Annotated in this window: 19 protein-coding genes and 1 tRNA gene; 1 reads left to right on the plus strand and 19 read right to left on the minus strand. The window is 41.8% G+C overall.

Annotated elements, in window-relative coordinates:
• Positions 1-400: 400 nt before the first annotated feature.
• From SJPD1_RS10490 to SJPD1_RS10575, 19 genes are all read right to left on the minus strand, one after another.
• On the minus strand, positions 401-1663 hold the full coding sequence (locus SJPD1_RS10490; RefSeq protein ID WP_096047121.1) for an MFS transporter: 1263 nt from the start codon (positions 1661-1663) through the stop codon (positions 401-403).
• Positions 1660-3795: a bifunctional acyl-ACP--phospholipid O-acyltransferase/long-chain-fatty-acid--ACP ligase gene (gene aas / locus SJPD1_RS10495; protein ID WP_096047122.1), complete on the minus strand. Its 2136-nt coding sequence runs from the start codon at positions 3793-3795 to the stop codon at positions 1660-1662. Before aas ends, SJPD1_RS10490 begins: the two co-directional genes overlap by 4 nt.
• 1 nt (position 3796) lies before the next feature.
• Positions 3797-4105: an ArsR/SmtB family transcription factor gene (locus tag SJPD1_RS10500; RefSeq protein ID WP_096047123.1), complete on the minus strand. Its 309-nt coding sequence runs from the start codon at positions 4103-4105 to the stop codon at positions 3797-3799.
• A gap of 60 nt (positions 4106-4165) precedes the next feature.
• On the minus strand, positions 4166-5191 hold the full coding sequence (locus SJPD1_RS10505; RefSeq protein ID WP_096047124.1) for an amidohydrolase family protein: 1026 nt from the start codon (positions 5189-5191) through the stop codon (positions 4166-4168).
• Between the two features lie 283 nt (positions 5192-5474).
• Entirely contained in the window at positions 5475-5609 is a 135-nt protein-coding gene (locus tag SJPD1_RS14860; protein WP_256376028.1) for a hypothetical protein, read from the minus strand.
• Between the two features lies 1 nt (position 5610).
• A complete protein-coding gene (locus tag SJPD1_RS10510; RefSeq protein ID WP_096047125.1) occupies positions 5611-6348 on the minus strand; it encodes a hypothetical protein in 738 nt (245 codons plus the stop codon).
• A gap of 156 nt (positions 6349-6504) precedes the next feature.
• On the minus strand, positions 6505-7080 hold the full coding sequence (locus SJPD1_RS10515; RefSeq protein WP_096047126.1) for a glycosyltransferase family 2 protein: 576 nt from the start codon (positions 7078-7080) through the stop codon (positions 6505-6507).
• Positions 7081-7575: 495 nt separating this feature from the next.
• Entirely contained in the window at positions 7576-8922 is a 1347-nt protein-coding gene (gene citG / locus SJPD1_RS10520; protein WP_096047127.1) for a triphosphoribosyl-dephospho-CoA synthase CitG, read from the minus strand.
• Positions 8923-10422, minus strand: coding sequence for a citrate lyase subunit alpha (gene citF, locus SJPD1_RS10525; RefSeq protein WP_096047128.1), 1500 nt, complete (start codon positions 10420-10422; stop codon positions 8923-8925).
• Positions 10419-11306, minus strand: a complete 888-nt coding sequence (locus SJPD1_RS10530) for an aldolase/citrate lyase family protein (RefSeq protein WP_226372186.1) — start codon at positions 11304-11306, stop codon at positions 10419-10421. The genes citF and SJPD1_RS10530 overlap by 4 nt, the downstream gene beginning before the upstream one ends.
• A complete protein-coding gene (citD, locus tag SJPD1_RS10535) occupies positions 11303-11602 on the minus strand; it encodes a citrate lyase acyl carrier protein (protein ID WP_087439097.1) in 300 nt (99 codons plus the stop codon). The genes SJPD1_RS10530 and citD overlap by 4 nt, the downstream gene beginning before the upstream one ends.
• A complete protein-coding gene (gene citC, locus SJPD1_RS10540) occupies positions 11599-12618 on the minus strand; it encodes a [citrate (pro-3S)-lyase] ligase (protein WP_096047129.1) in 1020 nt (339 codons plus the stop codon). Before citC ends, citD begins: the two co-directional genes overlap by 4 nt.
• Positions 12615-13670, minus strand: coding sequence for an AbrB family transcriptional regulator (locus tag SJPD1_RS10545; RefSeq protein WP_168171356.1), 1056 nt, complete (start codon positions 13668-13670; stop codon positions 12615-12617). The genes citC and SJPD1_RS10545 overlap by 4 nt, the downstream gene beginning before the upstream one ends.
• Before the next feature lie 181 nt (positions 13671-13851).
• Positions 13852-15045 carry an MFS transporter gene (locus SJPD1_RS10550; protein ID WP_226372187.1) on the minus strand — a complete coding sequence of 398 codons (1194 nt, stop codon included), beginning with the start codon at positions 15043-15045 and terminating at the stop codon, positions 13852-13854.
• Positions 15029-15478, minus strand: coding sequence for a phosphoribosyltransferase (locus SJPD1_RS10555; protein WP_096047131.1), 450 nt, complete (start codon positions 15476-15478; stop codon positions 15029-15031). The genes SJPD1_RS10550 and SJPD1_RS10555 overlap by 17 nt, the downstream gene beginning before the upstream one ends.
• A gap of 1 nt (position 15479) precedes the next feature.
• Positions 15480-16769, minus strand: coding sequence for an NCS2 family permease (locus SJPD1_RS10560; protein WP_096047841.1), 1290 nt, complete (start codon positions 16767-16769; stop codon positions 15480-15482).
• Between the two features lie 26 nt (positions 16770-16795).
• Positions 16796-17860: an aminofutalosine synthase MqnE gene (mqnE, locus tag SJPD1_RS10565; protein WP_096047132.1), complete on the minus strand. Its 1065-nt coding sequence runs from the start codon at positions 17858-17860 to the stop codon at positions 16796-16798.
• 130 nt (positions 17861-17990) lie between these two features.
• Entirely contained in the window at positions 17991-19199 is a 1209-nt protein-coding gene (gene trpB / locus SJPD1_RS10570) for a tryptophan synthase subunit beta (RefSeq protein ID WP_096047133.1), read from the minus strand.
• Between the two features lie 90 nt (positions 19200-19289).
• Positions 19290-19365 (minus strand) — tRNA-Lys (locus SJPD1_RS10575).
• 159 nt (positions 19366-19524) lie between these two features.
• Here SJPD1_RS10575 and SJPD1_RS10580 point away from each other — a divergent pair.
• A complete protein-coding gene (locus SJPD1_RS10580) occupies positions 19525-22050 on the plus strand; it encodes a [protein-PII] uridylyltransferase family protein (RefSeq protein WP_096047134.1) in 2526 nt (841 codons plus the stop codon).
• The last annotated feature ends 13 nt before the right edge of the window (positions 22051-22063 follow it).

Raw genomic sequence — 22063 nt, forward strand, 5'->3', positions numbered from 1 at the left:
AACGTCTATTTCAAGGGGTTAGTGGTTGTAAAGACTATTGAGGATTGCTGAGTTTTACTGATAAAAAGGCATGGAAGGAGCTTTTCTATGCACTACGCTTTGTTCAAGTCCTAGTTTTCTACCTTATTCCTACACAAAAGTGTCACTATTGACTATTGTATCAATTTTTGTGTTGTTTTAAAATTAAGATGCTAAAGAGTTAAAAGAAAAAATGTTAGAAGAAAAAAACGCTCGAACCGGGCAATTCGAGCGTTGATCTTAAAAATTGGTAGGTTCTACACAAAAAGGAGGTATGTGTCTTACAAGTGAAAGTATAGGCTTATACCTTAAACAAGATATGAACCATTCGTTAATAAAAACTAAACCTGTAAAAAGCGTTCATATTCTTTACATGTAAACCCTAATCAATCCGTTTGTAAACCACCCATGCGATCCATGTTGCGATAATGCCTGTGCCGATGGCTGCTGATAAAAAGACCTCAGGGATTCGCCATGAAGCGTCCAATAAAACCATCGTAAGCACCGCACCCAGTACCATAAACAGGGCATTTAAGATGTTGTTGGCAGCGATAATGCGTGAGCGAAAGGATGGGTCACTTTGGCTTTGCATGATGGCATAAAGGGGGACACTAAAGAGTCCGCCAAAAAGAGCGATCAGTGTCAAATCAACTAAAATGTGCCAAAAGGTGATGCTTGAAAAGAGTGCTGCTACAGGCACAAAGCTCGAAGAGGTCAACGCAAAGTCGATTCCAAAAAATGCCATGCCCAAAGCACCCAGTATGATCAAAGAAGGGCGAATCGTGTGGTGGCTTAGTTTTTCGCATAAGAACGAGCCCACGCCGATGCCAACGGTAAAGAGACTGAGCAGAAGCGTCACGGTGGTTTCATCGCCTTCTAAAACGATTTTGACGAATGCGGGAAATTGGGAAAGTAAGAGCGCGCCATAGAGCCAAAACCATGAAATGGCGATGATAGAGAGAAACACCGTTTTGTTCGTATAAGAGAGTTTGAGCGTTTGTGCCGTTTGCGAAAAAATATTGTACGAAAGACTCATTTGTGCATTGAGTGAAGGTGCGGTAGGAATGGAGCGACTGCATACGTAACCGATCAGTGCGATTGCTATGCCCATAACACCTGCAATGATACCTCCATACGCGGAAGCTGCGATCAGCCCTCCTCCAAGCGTGCCAAGCAAAATCGCTCCAAATGTTCCCGACTCGACCAAAGCGTTTGCCGTAATCAGTTCATTTTCGCCCATATGTTGGGGAATGATGGCGTATTTGATCGGACCAAAAAGCGTTGAGTGTAGCCCCATGCCAAAGACCACGACCAACAGCAGACTGAACCAATGCATGTAAAATCCAAGCGTGGCGATGCTCATCAAACCAAACTCCAAAAGCTTGACCAAGCGTGTTAATGCCGCCTTGTCGTATTTATCCGCCAGAGCTCCTGCAAGCCCCGAAAAGAGGAAAAAAGGTACAATAAAAATCGCCCCGATAAGCGGTGCTAAAACTTCCAAAGGTAAACTCGTCCAAGAACCTGCGTGAAACGTGACCAAAATAGCCAAGGTATTTTTGAAAATATTGTCGTTAAACGCACCTAAAAACTGTACCGTAAACAACGGCGCAAACCGTTTGGTTTTTAAAAGGTAAAAAGCACTCATGCGATCTCGCTTGCCATGGATTTTAACGTAACATAATCGGTTTTGCCCGTACCCAAAAGTGGAAGTATTTCTACATGTACGATCTTTCGTGGTACGGCAATTTCAGGGAAACCGTTGCTTTGCGCACTTTTTTGCAACATTTCACGGTTTAAGTTTTTATCGGTCGTAAAGAGCACGATCGCTTCGCCTCTGGCAACATCGGGAATAGAAGAGCTTGCATGCAAAAAGCCGCTTGAGGTCAACGTCGCTAGTTTTTCCACAGACTCTAAAGAGATCATCTCGCCTGCGATTTTGGCGAAACGTTTGACACGCCCTTTGATCTGCACGAAGCCCGCATCATCGATGCTCACGATGTCGCCCGTGTTGTACCACCCCTCGCCTGCTTCGGAAGTTGGCTTTTCCAAAACGCCTGGATTTTCGGCGCGTAAATAGCCACTCATGACATTTGCACCTTTTACATGTAAGATGCCACCCTCCTCGATACCAGCAACGGGAATGAGTTTGCTCTCAATGCCTGGCAATATCTGCCCCACCGTGCCTTTTTTATACGCCATCGGTGTGTTAACCGCGATGACAGGCGCAGTTTCAGTCGCACCATACCCCTCAAAAATGCGCAACCCAAACTTCTCAAACCAAAGCTCACGTACGTTTTCAGAGAGTTTTTCCGCCCCAGCAATGACGTAGCGCACACGGTAAAAGTCGTACGGATGCGCATGACGTGCGTAGTTGTGCAAAAACGTACTCGTTCCTAGCAAAATCGTGCAAGAGCGATCATACGCAATCTCTGGAATGACACGGTAATGAAGCGGTGATGGGTACATAAAAAGGTGCATGCCTCTAAAAATCGGAAGCAGAGAGCCTGCCGTCAGACCAAACGAGTGGAAAATCGGCAAGGCGTTAAGCATTTTATCTTCCGTGGAAAAATCGACGATAGAACTGATTTGAGCGATATTGGCTAGCAGTGCTTCGTGAGAGAGCACCACGCCTTTGGGTTTTCCCTCACTGCCTGAGGTAAATAAAATGACCGCACTCTCTTTTTCATCTTGAGACGTTGCAACAAGGCGCGGAAAGTGAATCGCATAGAGCATGAGCCAGAGTTTATCCACTAAGCGCATCAACGTTTTTAACTCTTCGAGGTAGACGATGCGCACACCCTGCAATGCTTCTAGTTTAGGAGCGAGTTTAGCTTGTTCCACAAAGGCTTTTGAAGTCACGATGGTCTTAATCACTGCCGCAGTACACGCACTTTGCAAGCCGTCCACACCTGCGGTGAAATTGAGCATAGCGGGGACGCGTTTCATACCTGAAAGCCCTAAAACAAGTGCGAGTGAAGCAACCGCCGTTGGCATCAACACACCCACCGCTTCGTTTTTTTGAGTGATAGGACTTAAGAGTCGCCCCAATCCTAGCGCCATTTTAAGAAGCTGCGCGTAGGTGTACTCGACTTGTTTGATGTCTTCCACGATGGCTTTGTTTTTGCCATACGTCTCAATTGCATCCAAAAAGGTACCAAAAAGATCGTTGGCAGGGCGTGCATCAAACGAACACTCTTGCATAAGATGTCGCATCGCTTCGCCTGAGAGTAGGCGTCTTTCATGCGATGTTCCCTCGTGTGAAACCGTAAGTTTGGTTGGCATGCAGTAATGAAGCGTGATCTGCGGAAACAGTCTGTGTGGGAACGTCTTAGGCATACGCGAGAGCCTACTAAATGTCGCACCTTGAATCATCACAGGCACCACTGTCGCATTGGTTTTTACCGCAACAAAGGCACTGCCTTCGTAAATTTTCATCAAACTGCCCGTTGTCGTGATGCGCCCTTCAGGGAAAATAACCACAGGACGTCCGCTCTCCACCAAACGAATCACCGCCTTAATCGCCATCGGATTGGACGGATCGACGGTGAGATGATCGGCAAGCATAAGGAATAATCGCACCAAAGGGTTTTTAGCGATTTGCGTGTTGATGATAAACACGGGCGAAACGGGTAACATTGCCCCTAAGATCAAGCCATCTAAAAACGATTGATGGTTGGCGATGATGAGCATTGGCTCATTTTTATTGGCTGTAAAATGCCCCTGAACACGTAGTTTAAATAAAAAACGTAGGATGATGCGAAGTGCTATTTTGATCATGTTAGTTTCCGTGTAAATAATTTAAGACATTGCTAAAAGTCGCTTCTAAAAGCGGTTTATTGACCCAAAACCAGACCTCTTTGCCGATCTTCTCGCTTAAAAGCACTTCGGCTTGATGGAGGATTTTGAGGTGATGCGAAACCGTGGTGCGCGCCAAAGGTGAGACCTCGGCGATTTGCCCTGCATTGAGACGCTCACCATCTTCAAAGAGTAAAAGAATTCTTTGACGGTGCGCGTCGCCTAAAGCCATGAAAATGGCTGACATCGGTTTCCATTCAAGTGGTAAATCTTTGGCGTATTGTGTTTGCATCTTATGTTCCTAAATGTTTAAGTTTATCGACATAATAATCTTTTTTGTCTTAAGTATTTCTTAGAAAATGGTGGGATTGGGCTTTACATGTAAAGTGTTTTCTTCCAAATACAAAACCTTTCGATAATTGTTATAAATAGGATGATTCGCAGGAAAATAGACCAACATCGCTTTGGCATAGCGGTCAAAGACATTTTTTTCAAGGGCTATGCAAATGCGTTTTAAAAGCGCTATGTCGTAACTGTTCCACACTGTGGTAAACGGCACAGGGTAATCGCTTCCAAAGAGCAGTTTGGCGTGAATATCGGTTTGTGCGGAGAGATGGCGCAACACTTTGGCACGCACGGGTGTCAGAAGCGCTGAAACATCGGCGTACAGGTTATCATGTATTTTGAGCATCTCTAGCAAGGTGAAATAGTCTTCGTTAAAGCGCTTTGGATTGGACGAGAGTGCTTTGAAGATGTGACGAGGCTCGTAAGAAAGTGCCATATGCGCGCAAATGACCTTTACGCCGACTTCCAAAGGTTGGCGTAACATCTCGATGCTTTCGCACGTTTTAACCGAATGCACACTGCTCTCGCTTCCCACATGAATGATCAATGGCAGATCAAGCGCCGCAAGCTTTTCAAAATAAGGTCGATACCGCTTTTCTCGCGTATCAACACCCCAATAGTTTTGCAAAAACTTTGCCCCTTTAAAACCTAAAGCATAGTACTTTTCGATGAGTTCCAACGCGTCGGGTCGTTTGGGATTGATAGAGAAAAAAGGAATGATGAGCTCTGGAAACAGCGCGTACAACGCCGCCACATCTTCATTGCTCGCGCAAACGGTTTTATCTTTATGAAGAACATTGCCCTCATCATCGACCTTTGCATCCACACCAAAGAGCACGATTTTTTCAATATGCTCTGAGGTTTTCACCGAGTTCATCAGCGCATCCGTGTAGGCTTTGTACGGCTCTTTTGCAAGGGCTTTAGCGTCGATGCCGAAGCGTTTGGCAAAAAAACGCACGGCAACTTTGTCGTAAATTCGGTTGAAAGAGACTTCACTGCTCAGCAAATGAACATGGGTGTCGATTGTTTTCATTTCTATATTCCTAATATCTTAAACATATTGTAATATTAATATAGCCGAGCTGAAAAAATTCTGAGAAAAACCCTTTTATCAATCTTTCACGCCTTCAAAAATAAAAGGAAGCTCAATGAAAATGCCAATTTTCTAAAAGCCACCACCTTTACATGTAAAAAGGTTAGATTCAAATTTATGCATACCCTCATAGCCACAAAAGCAACAAAACAATGCAATTTTATGCGTTATGGCTATATATTTTGCAATGCAAACAGCGTAAGTTTCGCCAAAAGTTAAAAGTTTAACCCTGACCCTTTAGTTCTTTTAGGGCACCCATATATAATACATCTGCACTCCCAGTCATGTCTTTTTGAAGATTGCTATAGCTCGCTTGAGCCAACTCTGCATAATCTAAATATTCTTTAATCGTTGCCATTTTACTTGTCTCCTTTTGGTTTTAATATTTTTTTTAGAACATCTTCATAACTAAACTTGCCATCCATATAGTTAAGACCTTTTGGCTCCATGCTTGAATTCCAACCTGTAAAAACATTCCCTGCTACATAACCTACATCCCACCATATGTCATCAACTTCACCAAGGATAATATTAGAATGCCGATCTTTTATATAAAATAATTTTTCTTGTTTTATATTCAAAATAGGAATTTCAAAAATTTTCATTCTGTATCCACGATTTTCCCACTGGCTTACTTTACTTTCAGCTATTTCCTCTTTTACAATACATTTGCCTTGTTCAAATGCTTTTGTATAATCAGGGTTCCAAGCACCTTTATAAGAAATGCAACGTTCTGAAGTATTATTATCTAGCCAAGAATTTCGATAATACTTTCCATCTTTTTCATCCTTATAATCAACAAAGTTGTATCCTTTATAGGGAAGAGTGATACTTTCCTTAGCCTTATCTTGCTCACCAACATAAAACCCCTCAACATTCTCCACTGTTTGATAGATTTTTACACCTGCATGGTACTTACACAGATACATGTAAATTGGAAGCCCTAAAATAGCGTCCCATGTAGGGATGAGTATCACAATGGCTAAGGCTATATATTTCTTTTTGAGACTTTGTGTTTTTTCATACACTTTCGTAACGATGAATTTTGCAAGGAATATATACCCTACAATGACTCCTACAACCATAAGTCCTATCATCTTTTACCCTCCTCTTTTATCTTTACATGTAAAGCTTCATTTGGCTCTATTTTCTGCCATTTTTTCATACCAATTCCTTATGTTCGTTCGCTTTTTCTAGCTTATGCCATCCTAGTTTTTTCATCATCTTGTGCCTTTTTGATGTTATTTATTTCTTTACATGTAAAGCCGTTTAACCCCAGTCAATTCACCGCATTGCGTGCAACACGAGGGAACACTCTTTTGGGCTAAATGGTGTTGTATGACTTTAGCGTGTAAGACTTTGGTGGAGTCGATCATAAAGCAACATGGTGCTTTGGTACCATCCACAAAGTAGTACCGCATCTTTTCATTCTCCAAGTAAGGACATTGGTAGGTTGTATAGGGTAATGGTTCTGTGGAGTAATGGGCTTGGTAACTTTTTTTAGGTTGAATTCTTTGAATCACAAGAGGAATGTTTTGCTCTTTAGCAAAGGATTTAAGAGGTTCTAGGTTTTGCCCATAATTTACGGCATAAAGTTTAATCTTTTTAGGGGTTAAGGTATGGCATGCTAAAAGATGTTTAAGGGTTTGAGAGGGAGAGGTTCTGCCACTTCGTTTGGCAAGAGTGATGACCTTTTCATCATTGGAACAATCATCTACTAAGATCATTTCTAAAGGATCAAGCTTATACACGCTTTGCAGGTATGCTTGAAACGCTTCATACGGTGGGTTGTAAAAAGGTATGACAATACTTAAATGTTTATGGATCATTTGTTTTCTTTTCATGTAACCTTGTATTTTTGAGAGATGCGATTGTTTATATCCTACGGACACTACTTTACATGTAAAGGCAAGAAAAATGCGTAAGGCTAAAGGCAACAGTTAAAACCAAGGGAAAAAGAAAATAAAGGAGTATCGTTTTGAGACGTAAAGATGGTTAGGTTAAGTGCATTTTCCCAATGCGTCTTTGACCCTTCAACGAATTATACAGCTCAATTATCCCCTTATTTGAGTGGCACATATACATCTGATTGTCTTATAAGATCACATTTTAGTCATTATGAGCTTAAAGGTTATCACGAGAAACGGTGCTTTTTAGAAGAAATTTGATTTGAGGAAGGAAAGATACAAAAAACGCTCGAACCGGGCAATTCGAGCGTTTGTCTTAAAAATTGGTCGGTTCTACACAAAAAGGAGGTATGTGTCTTACACTCGAAAGTATAGGCTCTTAGCTCAAACGAGAAATGAACCGTTTGTTAATAAAGCTTAAATCACCGCAATTTTTGACACCAACCATGTCATCGCCAACAAATCGGCACTGCCGCCTGGGGAGAGGTTTTTTGAGATCATATCTTCATCCAAAGCCTTCAAGTGAATGTCCAAATTTTGGGCATTAGGCTTTACATGTAAAAGCGCTTTCGCTTTTGTTTTCGCGTACTCAAGCCCTGCCATGCCACCTCGTGACCAGAGCGTGCTGTCCTCTAAAAGTGACATCAAGAACAGCAAGGTTCTTTTCAGCGCAACTGCTTCGCCCTCTTCTTCTTTGCACGCTTGAAAAAAGGGCAAAGCCATTTCAAAGATGATGGCAAACCCACTCTGCGCGATGCCCCGAATACCACTGCTTCCCGTTTCATAAAAGAAGCGTGCCCCTGCACTGTTAGGCTTTACATGTAAAAGATCGTCTTCAACCAAATTCGCGCATAAGGCTTGCATTTGGGCTTGTAAGTTTTTACATGTAAAGCGTTGATCGCATCCTTTGAGTCGCCCCATGGCTCCACAAAAAACAGCTAAGCAGAAGATCATTCCTTTGTGAGTATTGACATTTGACGTTGCTTCAAACATCGCTTTTTCACAGGCAATTCCAATCTCTCGAAGCCTTACAAAGCTCTGTTTGGCATCTTCATGAGCGTCAATTTGCGCGGTTTCAATCCACTGTACCACAAACGGTTTGATGGCACGAATACTGGCGTAAAAGGTATGAATGTCCATATCGTGATGTGCGCCACTGTTGGCTTGGTCGACCAAACCCGGTTTTGGAGTGAGCTCCACTTCAGTTTGCATCGCGCGTTCACACCACAAAGCAATCGAGTGAGCAAACGCATGTTTTTCAACTAAATGTTTGATATGTGCGTTCAATTCCACGTATGTGTGTTTTTGAGCGCGCGCACACAGTTTTGCCTCTTCTTCACAGATAAAACAGCGTCGTTTAGAAAGTCCAAGCGTGCTTCGTGAGAGAATGTTACCTGTTAAATCCAACACGTCAATATCCATCAAACGTCCCAGAGGATGGCTGTTTTCCAGTTTACATGTCAAGGCTTTGAGTGTCTTTGCATCTGCTTTACATGTAAAAAAAGATTCTGCTCCCGTAGAGGCTTGTTTACTCTCGCACGCCAGTAGTTCAATGCCTTCGTTTTCAATCATTTCAAGCAGTACTTGATGCGCAATTTCATGCACAACTACCGCTTCGTGTGAGAGTTTAATAAGGCTAGGAATGTTAATCGTAAGGGAGATAAGCGATGCCAAAGGGTGGCGGCTCAAAAGCTCTTTTTGCTTCCAAGCACGCTCCTCTTTGGCGCGTAAAATAGCGTCTAACGATGTAGGTTGGTCTATCATTTATGCCAATTGGCGCACGACGTCAATGATGGAACCATCACGGTATCGAATGACCGCAACGACTTTATCGGTGTATTGAATCTCAGCAGGGACACCACATAGTGCAATTGCTCGCTCATACAGCTCTTCGATCTCGACGATGTGAAGCCCTGCTTTTTTAAGGCGTGCTTTGAGTTCCACATTTTTCGGATTGACCGCAATACCTTGATCGGTGACGAGCACGTCAACGCTGCTACCAGGGGTTACGATGGTATTGACTCGTTTCGTCACGGTTGGAATACGTCCACGCGTAAGGGGCGCTACGATAATGGAAAGTTTCGCATCGGCCGCTGTGTCACTGTGTCCACCCGAAGCGCCACGTAACAAGCCTTTTGAGCCCGTGATGACATTGACGTTAAAGTCAACATCGACCTCAAGCGCACTGAGGACAACGATGTCAAGCTGTTTGGTTGCGGCACCTTTGGAGCTTGGATTGGCGTATTCATTCGCGCTGATTTCAATGTGGTTTTTATTTTCTCCCAATGATTTTGCGGCAAATTCATCAAAACTTTGGACGTCCAAAAGCGTTTTAATAAGACCGCGTTTGAGCATGTAAACCATCGTACCCGTGATGCCACCGAGCCCAAAACTGGCATGAATACCTTGTTCTTCCATCTTTTCACTCAAAAAAACCGTTGTTGCCAAAGAGGCGCCACCCGTTCCGGTTTGAATGCTAAATCCCTCTGTAAAAAGCCCCGAATGTTCGATCACTTTTGCCGTATGCCCTGCGAGTAAAAGCTCTTTAGGATTGGTCGTCATACGTGTTTCACCTGCACCAATTTTGGAAGGATCACCCACCTCATCAACCACGACCACCGCATCCACTTGATCTTGAGAAAGACTCGCGGGTACATTGGGATACTCTTCTAACGATTCGCTCAGAGCGATTACATAGTTTGCATACTGTGCATCAATCATGGCATAACCCAGTGAGCCACATTTGGAACGACCTGAGTAACCATTGGCATTACCAAAAACATCGCATACGGGAACACCTAAAAACGCTACATCAATTTTAAGTTCACCCGTTTGAAGCAGATGCACACGTCCACCGTGAGAGTGAATTTGCACCGGTTTTTCCATCAACCCTTTGGAGATAGCTTCACCGAGTTTGCTTCTAAGTCCTGAAGTATAAATCTCTGTCACCACACCATTTTTAATGTGCTCAATCACAGGATCATGCACGGAAGCGAGTGAACTTGAAGCTAAGGTCAGGTTTTTAAAGCCCATTTTAGCGATGACATTCATCACGTTGTTAAGCAAAAGATCGCCGCCACGAAATGCATGATGAAAAGAGATAGTCATACCGTCTTTTAACCCTGAGCGATGAATCGCCTCTTCAATACTCAAACAGAGCTTAGCACGCCTGTCTTCACCTTTCGTATGATCTTTACATGTAAAAAGGGGTGCACCTACTGTTGTGAGTTTGTCTACTTTAAATTGTTTTTCAAAATCTTTCATTGATCGTCTCCTAAAACACCTGACGCACGGGCTAAATCCATAATCCATTCGGCTCTTAAAATAACAGGAGCATCGACCATCTTACCATCGAGTGAAATAACACCAAGACCGCGTGCTTTCGCATCTTTTGCGGCTTCTAACACTTCAATTGCCCAGTTAATATTCTTTTTAGACGGCGCAAAAGCGCTATGAAGCCACGGAATTTGGTTTGGATTAATCAATGATTTGCCATCAAATCCAAGTCCTTTAATATAATCCACTTCGTGCATAAAGCCTTCTTTGTCTTTGACATCGGAAAAGACGGAGTCAAACGCACCGATTTTTGCGGCACGAGCTGCGAGTAAGATTTGGTTACGCGCTGCCATAAGCTCATGCCCCTCTTTGGTGCGTTGCGTATGAAGATCACGCACAAAATCTTCTGCCCCTAAAGCAATACCCATCAAACGTTTAGAACATCTGGCAATATCTACGGCATTGACCACACCCAGCGCACTTTCAATGGCGGCTAAAAGCATCGTCTTCTTCCCTTTGCCTATGCGATTTTCAATGTGTGAAATCTCTTGTTCCATCTCTAAAACATCATCTACCGTATCGGTTTTTGGAAGACGAATAATATCTACCCCTCCTCTAATCGCCGCTTCTAAGTCCAAAAGACCAAACGGGGAGTTGAGAGGATTGACACGAACGGCGGTTTCAATATCTTTATAAGTAAAATGTTGCAACGCATGGAAAACCATCATACGTGCAGAATCTTTTTCACTGAGTGCCACTGAGTCTTCAAGGTCAAACATCACCGTATCTGGCTTATAAATAAATGCGTTACAGACCATTCCGGTGTTAGAACCTGGCACAAACAACATACTTCTTCGTAATTTCTGTTTCATGATAACATACTCCAATCGGGCTCAGCTTGTGATAAAGCTCTTAAAATAGCAGTTTGAACACGCGCTTTAATCACATAATCAAGTGCACCTTTGTCTTGAACAATGAGTTTAATGCTATCCACTTTCATTGCCTTGACCGTCTCCAAGATAAGTGATCGTATAGCATCGCCATAGATCTCTTCGACACTACTTTCCAACTCGATTACGATTTCTTTCTCTTCGATGGGCATTACGCGAACAAAAGCATCGCTCGATTCCAGTGTTCCCGCATGCGCAGTCTCTAGTTTTTTGCTCATTTTACTTCCTCTTTAGACATCATTTTCGCAATCAACGCATACGTTGTCGGAGGAACCAAAGGGAGGATCTCTTCCAAACGATTTTCATGCATTAATTTTCTGACTCTCGAAGCCGAAATTGGCTCACCCCCGTACTCAATGCGTCCTAACTCTACCACCTCAATGGGTGGAAATTCACTTGGGCGGACGAGTAGCTTTTTCATCTGCTGATTGTACTCATTTGTCACGGCACATAAAGGTTCAACACCGACATATCGGTGCGTAATGCCCAATTGCGGGGCAAGATGATTTCTAAAGATATTGAGATCCAACTCCGTATAAAGCGAATCAATCTGACGTTTGTCCTTAATAAAATAAGTCGGAAACGTCGCTTTAGAAATAATATAGTCTGAACCCTCATGTATCGTGAGGTTTTCAAGATCTTCCAATCCATCACAAATTAAACGGTAACGATCTTTAAAGGTAAAAAAGGAAGCATCTTCCTTCACCACAAACAGATGTACCCACTCGGAACGTTCACACGCTTGTTCCACCAAATAACGATGCCCTAAGGTAAACGGGTTTGCATTCATCACAATGCTACCGACCACATCACCGGTATGTTTATACTTACGCAATCTTTTTTTATACAGATCGATATTATAGCTGTTCTCCATCAAAATAACGTGATGATTTGCTTGTTCGATATACTTAAATCCACACGACTCAAATACCTCCTGATAATCTGGCTTTGTAAATAAAAATAGATCATGCCTTCCTTCACGAAATGCCACCTTTAAAAGTTCACTCATGAGACTCAGCGCTAAACCCTCTCCACGCATACTTTCATCCAGTGCAATGTTTTTGAGCACTCGACCACTCAGTCCTCCGCACGCTACAATGCGGTCATCTTCTTTGGCAATGACAAAAATTTCAACATCTTCTGACATCTCTAAATCAACACTTTGCAAGAAGTCATTAATCTTTTGTCTTCTTACGGTGCTGGTTTGAGGAACTTCAGAAAAGATAAAACTCATCGACCCTCTTTCTTATGCAACACTTTAACAAACATAGGGGCAACACTCATGACCAACAACATCCTCACGATATGATGAAGGGCAACATACGGCAAATTAGCCCCTACAATGATGGCGATGACATTCATCTCTGACTGACCACCGGGAGAAAAGGCTAGCATAATCGAGAGCAGTGGAAATTCTGTCATCCATGAAACGATCGCAATAAAGAGAGATGAGACGAGGAGCAAAACAAAAAAATAGCCCAACGTTTGTGCTAAAACTTTGACAATCTCTTTAAGCGTAACCCCCACAAAAACAAAACCAACCGTAGTACCTAAAATGAGTTGAATGACTTTAATCACTTCATTAGGAGGACGTGAATAGACAAGCCCTGAGCCATAAATCAGAGCACCCAAAAACATCGGACCAATCATCGTACCACCTGGAATTTTAAGCTTCAAAGCGCCCCACCAACCCAAGAGGGCACAGAAGGTTAGAATGATCATATCGTGAGGATCACTGTTTAAAAAAGGTTGTGTGATGCTTGCTCTGCCATCTAACGAGACATGAGAAAGGGCTTGAATGATAAAGGGAAGTGTAAAAACGATAAATAGCAGTCGTGATGATTGGGTCAGTGTGACTTTATACACATTAGCACCCATTGATTCTGCTAACATCACCATTTCAAGAAGGCCTCCTGGCATGGCACTAAAATAGGCTGTCATCTTATCAAACTTCAGCCACTTCCAATAATAGAGCATGCCACAAAATGTGACGACAATGACAAAAGGAAGGATTAAAACGAGGCTGGAGATAAAATCACCCAAATACTTCAAAATATCAGGATGAAAAGCGCTCCCAATGGTAATGCCCAAAACGGCACGTGCAGGAGCGGAAAACATTTTAGGAGAACGAAGGGGAAGAGCCTCAAAACGACTGGCAATAGCAATAGCAACAATAGCACCTAAAAGCCATGGCAAAGGCGTTCTTAAATACGAAAAGATTATGGCGCCTATGAGCCCTATTAACAATGATGTTAGAACGGGAAGAAAGCGTTTAGGCCATAGCATTGAATCATCCAAAAATAGTTTAGGTAAACCCAAAAATAGTATCTTCTTTTTCATTAAGAAGAGATAATGGAAAAGAGTAGAAAAAGGGCTAAAAATGGTCTTTTTGATGCGTATAAACGCGATTGAAGAGAGCATAACACTACGCCAATACAACCCTTTTCATTCTTTACATGTAAAGAGATTAAGGGCAAAGTATTCGTTGTAATTTTAAGCCAAAATAAAACGTAGATACAACAATTAACGACAAAAGAATTAAGAAAGCATCCCAGCCTAAATATTGATAAAAAACACCCGGAGCAAATGTTCCTACGGTTCCACCTGCATAGTAAAAAGAGAGGTACAATCCATTGGAAATGGCACGGTTTTCCAGCGCTAGTTTACTAATAAGTCCTGAAGCTACAGAGTGAATAATAAAAAAACCCGCACAAAAGACAAACATACCACCAAACATCACCATGTAGTTATTCACATGAAATACTTGTAATCCAACAAGGTAGGTAAAAATACCGATGATAATTGTCTTGGTTTCATTTCCAAAAAGACGGATCATCCATAAAACACGAATGGAGATAATAAAACCGATGATGTAGCCCGCATACATCATGCCTACTTTTCCGTACCCCATCGTTGAACTGAGATTTTTAAGTTGAAAAGGCAAAAAGTTAAGCAGTGCTTGAAAAACAAAGAAGATAAAAAACATCAGAGCATAGATATTAAAAAATGTCTTGTTATGAAGGACATCCAACACCTGAGAACGTTTTGGCTTGACAAAATCCACTTTAAGCTCTTCGCTAAGAAAACTCAGCGCTCCAAACATCACAATTAACGCGACCCCTAAAAAAACAAAAAAGAGCCTCCAACCAAACAGATCACTGAGTATGCCTGAAAGCAATCGCCCCAAAAATCCACCCAAAATCGTCGCACCGATGTAGTAACCAATAGACTGTTGCACCTTCTCTTTGGGCGTAATAAAGCCAATATAACTCATTAAAGAGGTCAACACGGCAGGAATTAAAATACCCTGTAAAGCACGAATCGCCAGCAATATAGAATAGGTACTGCTCCACGAAAAGCAAAGCTCTAAAATCCCCAACATTAAAACAGCATTTCTTAAAAAGAGTTTGGATGAAAACGTCTCTAAAATATAACCATAAAAGATCGGTGCAAACCCAAGCGGTAGCATAATCACGGTGGTAAAGATGACCGCCTCAAAACGGCTTAAGTCAAACTCTTTTTCAAAAAGCGGTTGGATGGGTTGAACAGCATAAAGCGTACACAGGGTAAAGATCGTACAAAGATAAATGATGAGGAGTTGGTGGTGAATGAGAAAATAAGAAAGGGAGCCCTTGCCCCCTTCTCTATTTATAATTGTCAATTTGAAAATCCCAGAAAAACTCAATCCACTCGGTTGTTTCGCGAGCAGCAAAATCTGGGCGGAGCAGTGCTTTTTCTTTGTAAAATACCGAAGCAATTTTAAAATCAACCTCAGGGTATTTTGCTCTTAGAACACGCTCTATTTCGATCATTGTCTCGCCACTATCAATGATATCATCGACAATAACGACACGTTTGGCTCTGCTTAAATCAGGTACATTAAAGATGTTGATGGTATCAAGCTTATGTGTCTCTTCATAATGCACCGAATTGATCGAGTAAAGATCACGCATTTCTAATGCTTCCGCTAAAAAATGACCTAAGGTCATACCACCACGAGCCACCGCTAAAATAACATCAGGCTTATAGGGCTTGATCTCTTTGGCAAGGGTGTTCACATCTATTTTAAACTCTTCATAACTATAAAAACGCAAATTAATGTCCTTCCTGTACGATAAATACGGTTAAACTGACAAACGTCAGAAACAAAATACCAAAGTTAATATCTTTAAACTCTTTTTTGATCACTTTAATGAGTACATACGAAATCAAACCAAATGCCAAACCGTTGGTAATGGAGAAGGTTAAAGGCATCATTATGACAATCAAAAACGTTGAAACGGCAATAGCGGTATCTTTAAAGTTAATGTGGGAAAGTTCCCCAAACATCAAAACACCGACCATGACCAAAACAGGATAGATTGCATTTTCAGGAATCGCCTTAAACAGAGGCATCATAAACAGGGTTAAAATAAAACAAAGTCCCGTCACCACCGCCGTTAATCCCGTTCGTCCACCCTCTTCTACACCCGCAGCACTCTCGATAAATGCCGTGGTAGTAGAAACACCCACTACCGCACACACAGTACTGGCAAGTGCATCCACTTCTAATGTTTTTTGAAGCTCTTTACCATCATCTTTAAACAAACCTGCACGAAAACCAACGCCTGCAAGCGTTCCAAGTGAGTCAAACAAATCGGTAATCAAGAAGGTAATAATCACAGGAAAAAGTGAAAAGGTCAATGCACTTTTAATATCAAGCTCAAAAGCAATGGGACTGACTGAAGCAGGAAGCGAAAAAAATTCTGTTGGGTAAGGAGCGATGCCTACAACCCACGCTACAATCGCCGTTGTGACAACAGCTAAGATAAATGAGCCTTTGAGTTTCCATGAGTAAAACGCAAACACTAAAACAAGGCCTAAAACACCCAGCAAGACATTAGGATTTTTAAAATTACCCACGCCGACCAAAACAGCAGGATTGGCAATCACCATTCCCATACTTTTAAGTCCAATAAAGGCGATAAAAGAGCCAATACCCGCACTAATCGCACGTCTAAGATCGTGTGGCACACTCTTCATAATCCACACCCGAAGCGGTGTTAAAGAAAGAACGAGGAACAAAAGCCCTGAGAGGAACACAACCCCAAGAGCGGTTTGCCAAGGCACTTTCATACCCAAAACCAAACCAAACGTAAAGTAAGCATTAAGTCCCATACCCACGCTCATAGCAATCGGTGTGTTCGCCCAAAGTCCATTAAGAATGGACGAAAAAATTGTAATCAAAGCCGTCGCGGTGATCAATGCTTCCATTGGCATACCCGTTTTGCTCATGATAATAGCATTGACAGGCACGATGTACATCATGGTCAAAAACGTCGTAAACCCAGCCGTAAACTCGGTTTTGACCGTTGTACCATTTTTTTCCAGTTTGAAAAAGTCCACCAAAGTAGATCCTTTAAATTAAGATATTAATATGTCTTGAGTTCATTGTAGAGGCTATCACGCTCAACGGCAGTAAAACCACTCGTTTCAATCAGCTCTAAAATACTTTGCATTCCAAGCCCTTTAGCGCTGTTCGCACCTGCGGCAGATTGGATGGATTCCACTTCAATCGTACCATCTAGATCATCCGCACCGTACTCCATGGCAACAAGCGCTAAGTTAATCGTTGATGTTGCCCAGTAGGCTTTGATGTGATTGATATTGTCAAGCATCAGACGACTGATCGCAAAGGTTTTAAGAATCTCAGTTGAGCTTAAAAAATCGTCTACTTTTAAATAGTTATTGTCGCGTTGATAGACAAGGGGAATAAATGCATTAAAGCCATGAGTGCGATCTTGCAAGTCTCGAAGACGAAGCATATGATCAATGCGGTGTTCACGTTTTTCCACATGTCCAAAGAGCATCGTGGCATTGGACTCATGCCCTTTTTTATGCCAGAGTTCATGAATGTGCAACCACTCCGTTGAACTGACTTTACCTTTACAAATGTACTCACGCACACCCTCATCAAAAATTTCAGCGCCACCACCGGGCATTGAATTCACACCATGCGCAATCATCTTATCAATGACTTCTTCAAAACTGAGATGGTATTCTGTTGCCAAAAAGTTGATCTCAGCTGCGGTTAAAGCCTTTACATGTAAATGCGGAAAACGTGCTTTGATTTTAGAAAAAATCTCCAAATACCACTCAAGTCCCGTTGCAGGATTGTGAGCAGAGACCACATGCACTTCAGTAATATGGTTGTCATTTACCGAATGATCTAAAATCTTTAAGATCTCTTCGTGGGTCATCGTATAAGGATTTGGATTTTTACGGTTGGCAGAGAAAGCGCAAAACTTGCAGATGTCTTTGCAGATATTGGTGGGGTTAATATGTCGGTTGACATTGAAAAAAACTTTGTTACCATGAAGATTTTTACGTCTTTGGTTAGCATATTTACCTAACGTAAAGAGGTCAAGATCGTAGAGCGCTATGCCATCTTCAAGGCTTAAGCGTTCGTTATTTTCGAGTTTTTCGATAAGCGTCATAGGTTACTTTCATCATTTGAAATAAAGCTGGATTTTAGCAACTTTTTTTGTAAAGAGAGGTTAAAAATTTCAAAGTACAAAAGAAGAGAAGAAAAGTACCATAAGGACGCTCTCTTCTTCCCTCTTACGTTTATAAATAATCTTCAGGCTTGTAGTTTGCGACCACAAAATCAATATCTTTATCGCCTCGTCCACTCAAATTAACCAAGATAGACTCATACGGTTTTTCTTTCGCAAGTTTCATCGCAAAGGCGACTGCATGGGCACTCTCAAGCGCTGGAATAATGCCTTCATAATGGCTTAGATCGTAAAAGGCTTGAATGGTTTCCGCGTCATTGGCAATGCCAACTTTGGTGCGAGAAATAGAGTTAAGATACGCATGTTCAGGTCCAACGGAAGGGTAGTCTAAACCACTCGCCACCGAATGAACGGCAGCAGGTTCACCCTCTTCATTTTTCAGCATAATGGAGTTAAAACCATGCAGTATACCTTCGCTTCCATAGGTGAGACTCGCGGCATGTTCGCCAAGTTTTGTGCCTTTGCCTCCTGGTTCCACGCCATACATTTCACATGGATCTTCAATGAACGCGGAGAAAAGTCCCATCGCATTACTGCCACCACCGACGCACGCAACTAGGTTATCGGGAAGATTGCCTGTCATTTCTAAAAATTGCTCACGTGCTTCGATGCCGACCACACTTTGAAAGTCACGTACCATCATCGGAAACGGATGAGGGCCTACGACTGAGCCGATGCAGTAGATGCTGTTTTCTGGGTCTTGCAAGTAGGCCAAAAAAGCAGAGTCTACCGCCTCTTTCAGCGTTCTAGCGCCAAAACTTACCGGTACAACTTTTGCTCCAAGAACACGCATACGTACGACATTAGGATGTTCTTTAGCGATGTCCACTTCACCCATATGTATCTCACACTCAAGTCCAAAGTATGCTGCCGCCGTGGCAAGTGCGACACCGTGTTGCCCCGCTCCCGTTTCTGCGATCAGTTTTTTCTTGCCTAAGTATTTCGCCAAAAGTGCTTCCCCCATGCAGTGGTTGAGTTTGTGCGCACCCGTGTGGTTTAAATCTTCACGTTTGAGGTAAATACGTGCGCCTCCAACATATTCACTAAGACGTTTGGCATAATATACTGGTGTGGGACGACCTTGATAATGTTTGCGAATATCGCGAAGCTCGCGGATAAAATCATGCGAATTACCGATGGTTAAGTACGCCTCTTCAATCTTTTTAAATTGCGCTTCGAGTTCAGGTGGTAAATAAGCTCCACCAAATTTTCCAAAATAGCCTTTTGCATCAGGGAAAGCTCTTAAATACGGCTTTTGCATCAAATATATCCTTTACATGTAAAGTTTGAGAGTCTTTAATTTGGAAGTATTATAGCTTAGATTTCATAAGGTTAAATGGGGGAAATAAAATGGTGGTCCGTGTAGGCTTCGAACCTACGACCCCATCATTAAGAGTGATATGCTCTACCAACTGAGCTAACGGACCATGTTGCAAGATTGAAATCTTACTCCTCTCTTGATAAAACGAATGTTAATGTGTAAATTTTATTTTTTAGCACACTTTTGTCACGATTTTATAACATATTTTGCGAGAAGTAAGCTCTTTTTTTGTATGATATCCCATACGTTTTTTGAGGAATGTTGCATGGAAATCGAAGAGATTATTGAAGACCTAATTGACAAAAATGCCGATGATTTTGAAATATCAAAGCTCATTAAAGAACATATTAAAAACTATCTTGGTTCATTGAATGAAATTTTTGTCGAAAATCAAGGCAAAGATTTTTTAGTCAAACATGCTAAACAGATCGATCAATTTATCATTCTCATTTACAAATACACCTTGCGCAAATATTTTGGCAATTATATGCCTTTTGTCAACTCTATCCCTGTCGTGCTGGTTGGTATGGGAAGCTATGGAAGAGAAGAGCTCTGTGTCTACTCAGATACGGATCTGATGGTTGTGTATAAAGCACTTCCGGGCTATAACATCGAGCCTATGATCCAGTCAATGCTGTATCTTGCATGGGATGCAGGCATAAAACTCGGACATCGCACGCATAAACTTGAAGAGTTAGTGCCTGCTAGCAACCAAGACCTCACCATCAAAACAGCGATGCTAGAATCTCGCTTTTTATGTGGTTCAAAACTTTTGTGGATGGAAACGGAACGCGAGCTCTTAAAAATTCAACGTTGGCAGAAAAAAGAGGTGATTCAGCAGATCGTTGAAGCCAATGAAGAAAGACGTGCCAAACATCCGATGAGCATGGAACCTAACATCAAAGAAGGTGTTGGAGGGCTCAGAGATGCCAATACACTTTCATGGATTTGCAAAATTCTCTTTGGAAATATGCGCATACGTGACCGTGTGCCTGAGATTATTGATGAAGAGGAGTACAGAGAATTCCGAAGCTCATTGGAATTTTTATTTCGTGTACGTTCAGCCCTGCACCTCAGTGCTAAGAAAAAACAAGATGTACTCAACCTTGAATTTATCCCCGATGTGGCTGAAAAACTAGGTTTTGAAAATAAAATCTTAAAAAACGCCCAAATGCAACTTGCCTCCAAAACGATGTCGGCAATGCACACGATTGACGTTACATGTAAAATCTTTATGCGTAAGCTTACCTCCTCTATCCTCTCGCAACCAACACGTTTGAGTGCTCTCAAACGTGGTCGTGTCGAAAAAGGACTTTATGTGGTCGATCATTGTGTTTTTGCCTCTTTTAAAAAACCGAGTCCAAGCTTGAGTGTCGTTTTAGCACAACTGCAACAGTTTGACGACCCAAAACTTAGCTTCGACATTAGTTATGTGCATTACATCAAAAACGCTCATTTTGCACCTCATAACTCCAAAAAAATTTACAAACAGTTCAGGGCACTTTTATTTCAACAAAATCTTTACACTCTTTTTAGCCTCCTGTATGAAGCTTCGCTTTTGCAACAACTCATTAAACCTGTACGCCAAATTCTCAACCTTGCGCAGTTTGATGGCTACCATAAACTGCCTGTGGATATTCACTCTTTGCACACACTCTATCACTTAGAAAACATCAAAGAGCCTTTCATCAAATCACTCTTTGACGATCTCTGTCCCGAGGGGAAAGCGCTCATAAAACTGGTCGCATTTCTACATGACATAGGTAAAGGAAGAAAAGGCGATCACAGTGAACTGGGTGCAAAAATCTTCAGAGCTTATGCGATGAAATTAGAGTTTTCAGAACAAGCGATTGAGACGGGCATTACGCTTATTAAAAACCACACGCTCATGAGCAATACGGCAAACCGCGAAGATATTTACGATGAAAGAGTTGTCCTTGCCTTTATTTCAAAGCTTCAAAACCCCCAAATTTTAAAGCTACTGTATATTCTCACCTATGCGGACACCAACGCGGTCAATGACAATATTTACACCGGTTTTGTTGCCAAATTACTGCGTGAATTTTACAATTACAGCCTTGATATGTTCGATAAAGAAGAGCTCATCGATGAGACGACTAAACGTTTGCGCAAAGAAAATAGTCTTAAAAAAAGTCCTGAATTTTTAGCCCTTTCCAAAGCATTACAGAAAAAAACACTCTCGGTACAATCCAATTTCTTTTTCCTTAAGCTGAAACCAAATGCTATTGTCCAAATTGTCAAAGAAGCAGACGAGACACCTATTGACTCTTACTGTTATAAAATTAACAACGATTCGCACCTCAGCATCACGGTTATCCGAGGTAAAAGCTTTAACATCGGTTACCTCCTAGGAAAACTCTCCTATCTTGATCTGGTTCAGATGGATATTTACAAGCTCTTTGATGGCAAAAAATACTTCCAAATCGACTTTAACGAGAAAGTCACAGAGAATGATATTGAGCTGATTTGTGAGCTTATCGACAACTCATTTGATATGAGCAAAAAAGTTACATTGAAAAAACCAATTATTCTTAAAAATGAGATTAATATTGACTGTGAACACTCCAAATCGTATGCATTGATGCACGTCAATACCAAAAATCAACACGGTCTTATGGCGTATTTGATGAGTGTGTTTGATGAGCACGGAATTGATATTGCAATGGCAAAGATTCAGACTATTAAGAATAGGACACGGAACCTACTTTTAATCGAAAAGACAGCGCGCTTATGCAACAATGGACAAAATATACTAGATTATTTTTATTAAAAGGGTACCGTTT

This window comes from Sulfurospirillum diekertiae, from assembly GCF_002309535.1.
Lineage (GTDB): Bacteria > Campylobacterota > Campylobacteria > Campylobacterales > Sulfurospirillaceae > Sulfurospirillum > Sulfurospirillum diekertiae.

Excerpts from the sequence above, each read along its gene's own strand:
- SJPD1_RS10490 (WP_096047121.1), bottom strand. The coding sequence starts at position 1,663 with ATGAGTGCTTTTTACCTTTTAAAAACCAAACGGTTTGCGCCGTTGTTT.
- aas (WP_096047122.1), bottom strand. The coding sequence starts at position 3,795 with ATGATCAAAATAGCACTTCGCATCATCCTACGTTTTTTATTTAAACTA.
- SJPD1_RS10500 (WP_096047123.1), bottom strand. The coding sequence starts at position 4,105 with ATGCAAACACAATACGCCAAAGATTTACCACTTGAATGGAAACCGATG.
- SJPD1_RS10505 (WP_096047124.1), bottom strand. The coding sequence starts at position 5,191 with ATGAAAACAATCGACACCCATGTTCATTTGCTGAGCAGTGAAGTCTCT.
- SJPD1_RS14860 (WP_256376028.1), bottom strand. The coding sequence starts at position 5,609 with ATGGCAACGATTAAAGAATATTTAGATTATGCAGAGTTGGCTCAAGCG.
- SJPD1_RS10510 (WP_096047125.1), bottom strand. The coding sequence starts at position 6,348 with ATGATAGGACTTATGGTTGTAGGAGTCATTGTAGGGTATATATTCCTT.
- SJPD1_RS10515 (WP_096047126.1), bottom strand. The coding sequence starts at position 7,080 with ATGATCCATAAACATTTAAGTATTGTCATACCTTTTTACAACCCACCG.
- citG (WP_096047127.1), bottom strand. The coding sequence starts at position 8,922 with ATGATAGACCAACCTACATCGTTAGACGCTATTTTACGCGCCAAAGAG.
- citF (WP_096047128.1), bottom strand. The coding sequence starts at position 10,422 with ATGAAAGATTTTGAAAAACAATTTAAAGTAGACAAACTCACAACAGTA.
- SJPD1_RS10530 (WP_226372186.1), bottom strand. The coding sequence starts at position 11,306 with ATGAAACAGAAATTACGAAGAAGTATGTTGTTTGTGCCAGGTTCTAAC.
- citD (WP_087439097.1), bottom strand. The coding sequence starts at position 11,602 with ATGAGCAAAAAACTAGAGACTGCGCATGCGGGAACACTGGAATCGAGC.
- citC (WP_096047129.1), bottom strand. The coding sequence starts at position 12,618 with ATGAGTTTTATCTTTTCTGAAGTTCCTCAAACCAGCACCGTAAGAAGA.
- SJPD1_RS10545 (WP_168171356.1), bottom strand. The coding sequence starts at position 13,670 with ATGCTATGGCCTAAACGCTTTCTTCCCGTTCTAACATCATTGTTAATA.
- mqnE (WP_096047132.1), bottom strand. The coding sequence starts at position 17,860 with ATGACGCTTATCGAAAAACTCGAAAATAACGAACGCTTAAGCCTTGAA.
- trpB (WP_096047133.1), bottom strand. The coding sequence starts at position 19,199 with ATGCAAAAGCCGTATTTAAGAGCTTTCCCTGATGCAAAAGGCTATTTT.
- SJPD1_RS10580 (WP_096047134.1), top strand. The coding sequence starts at position 19,525 with ATGGAAATCGAAGAGATTATTGAAGACCTAATTGACAAAAATGCCGAT.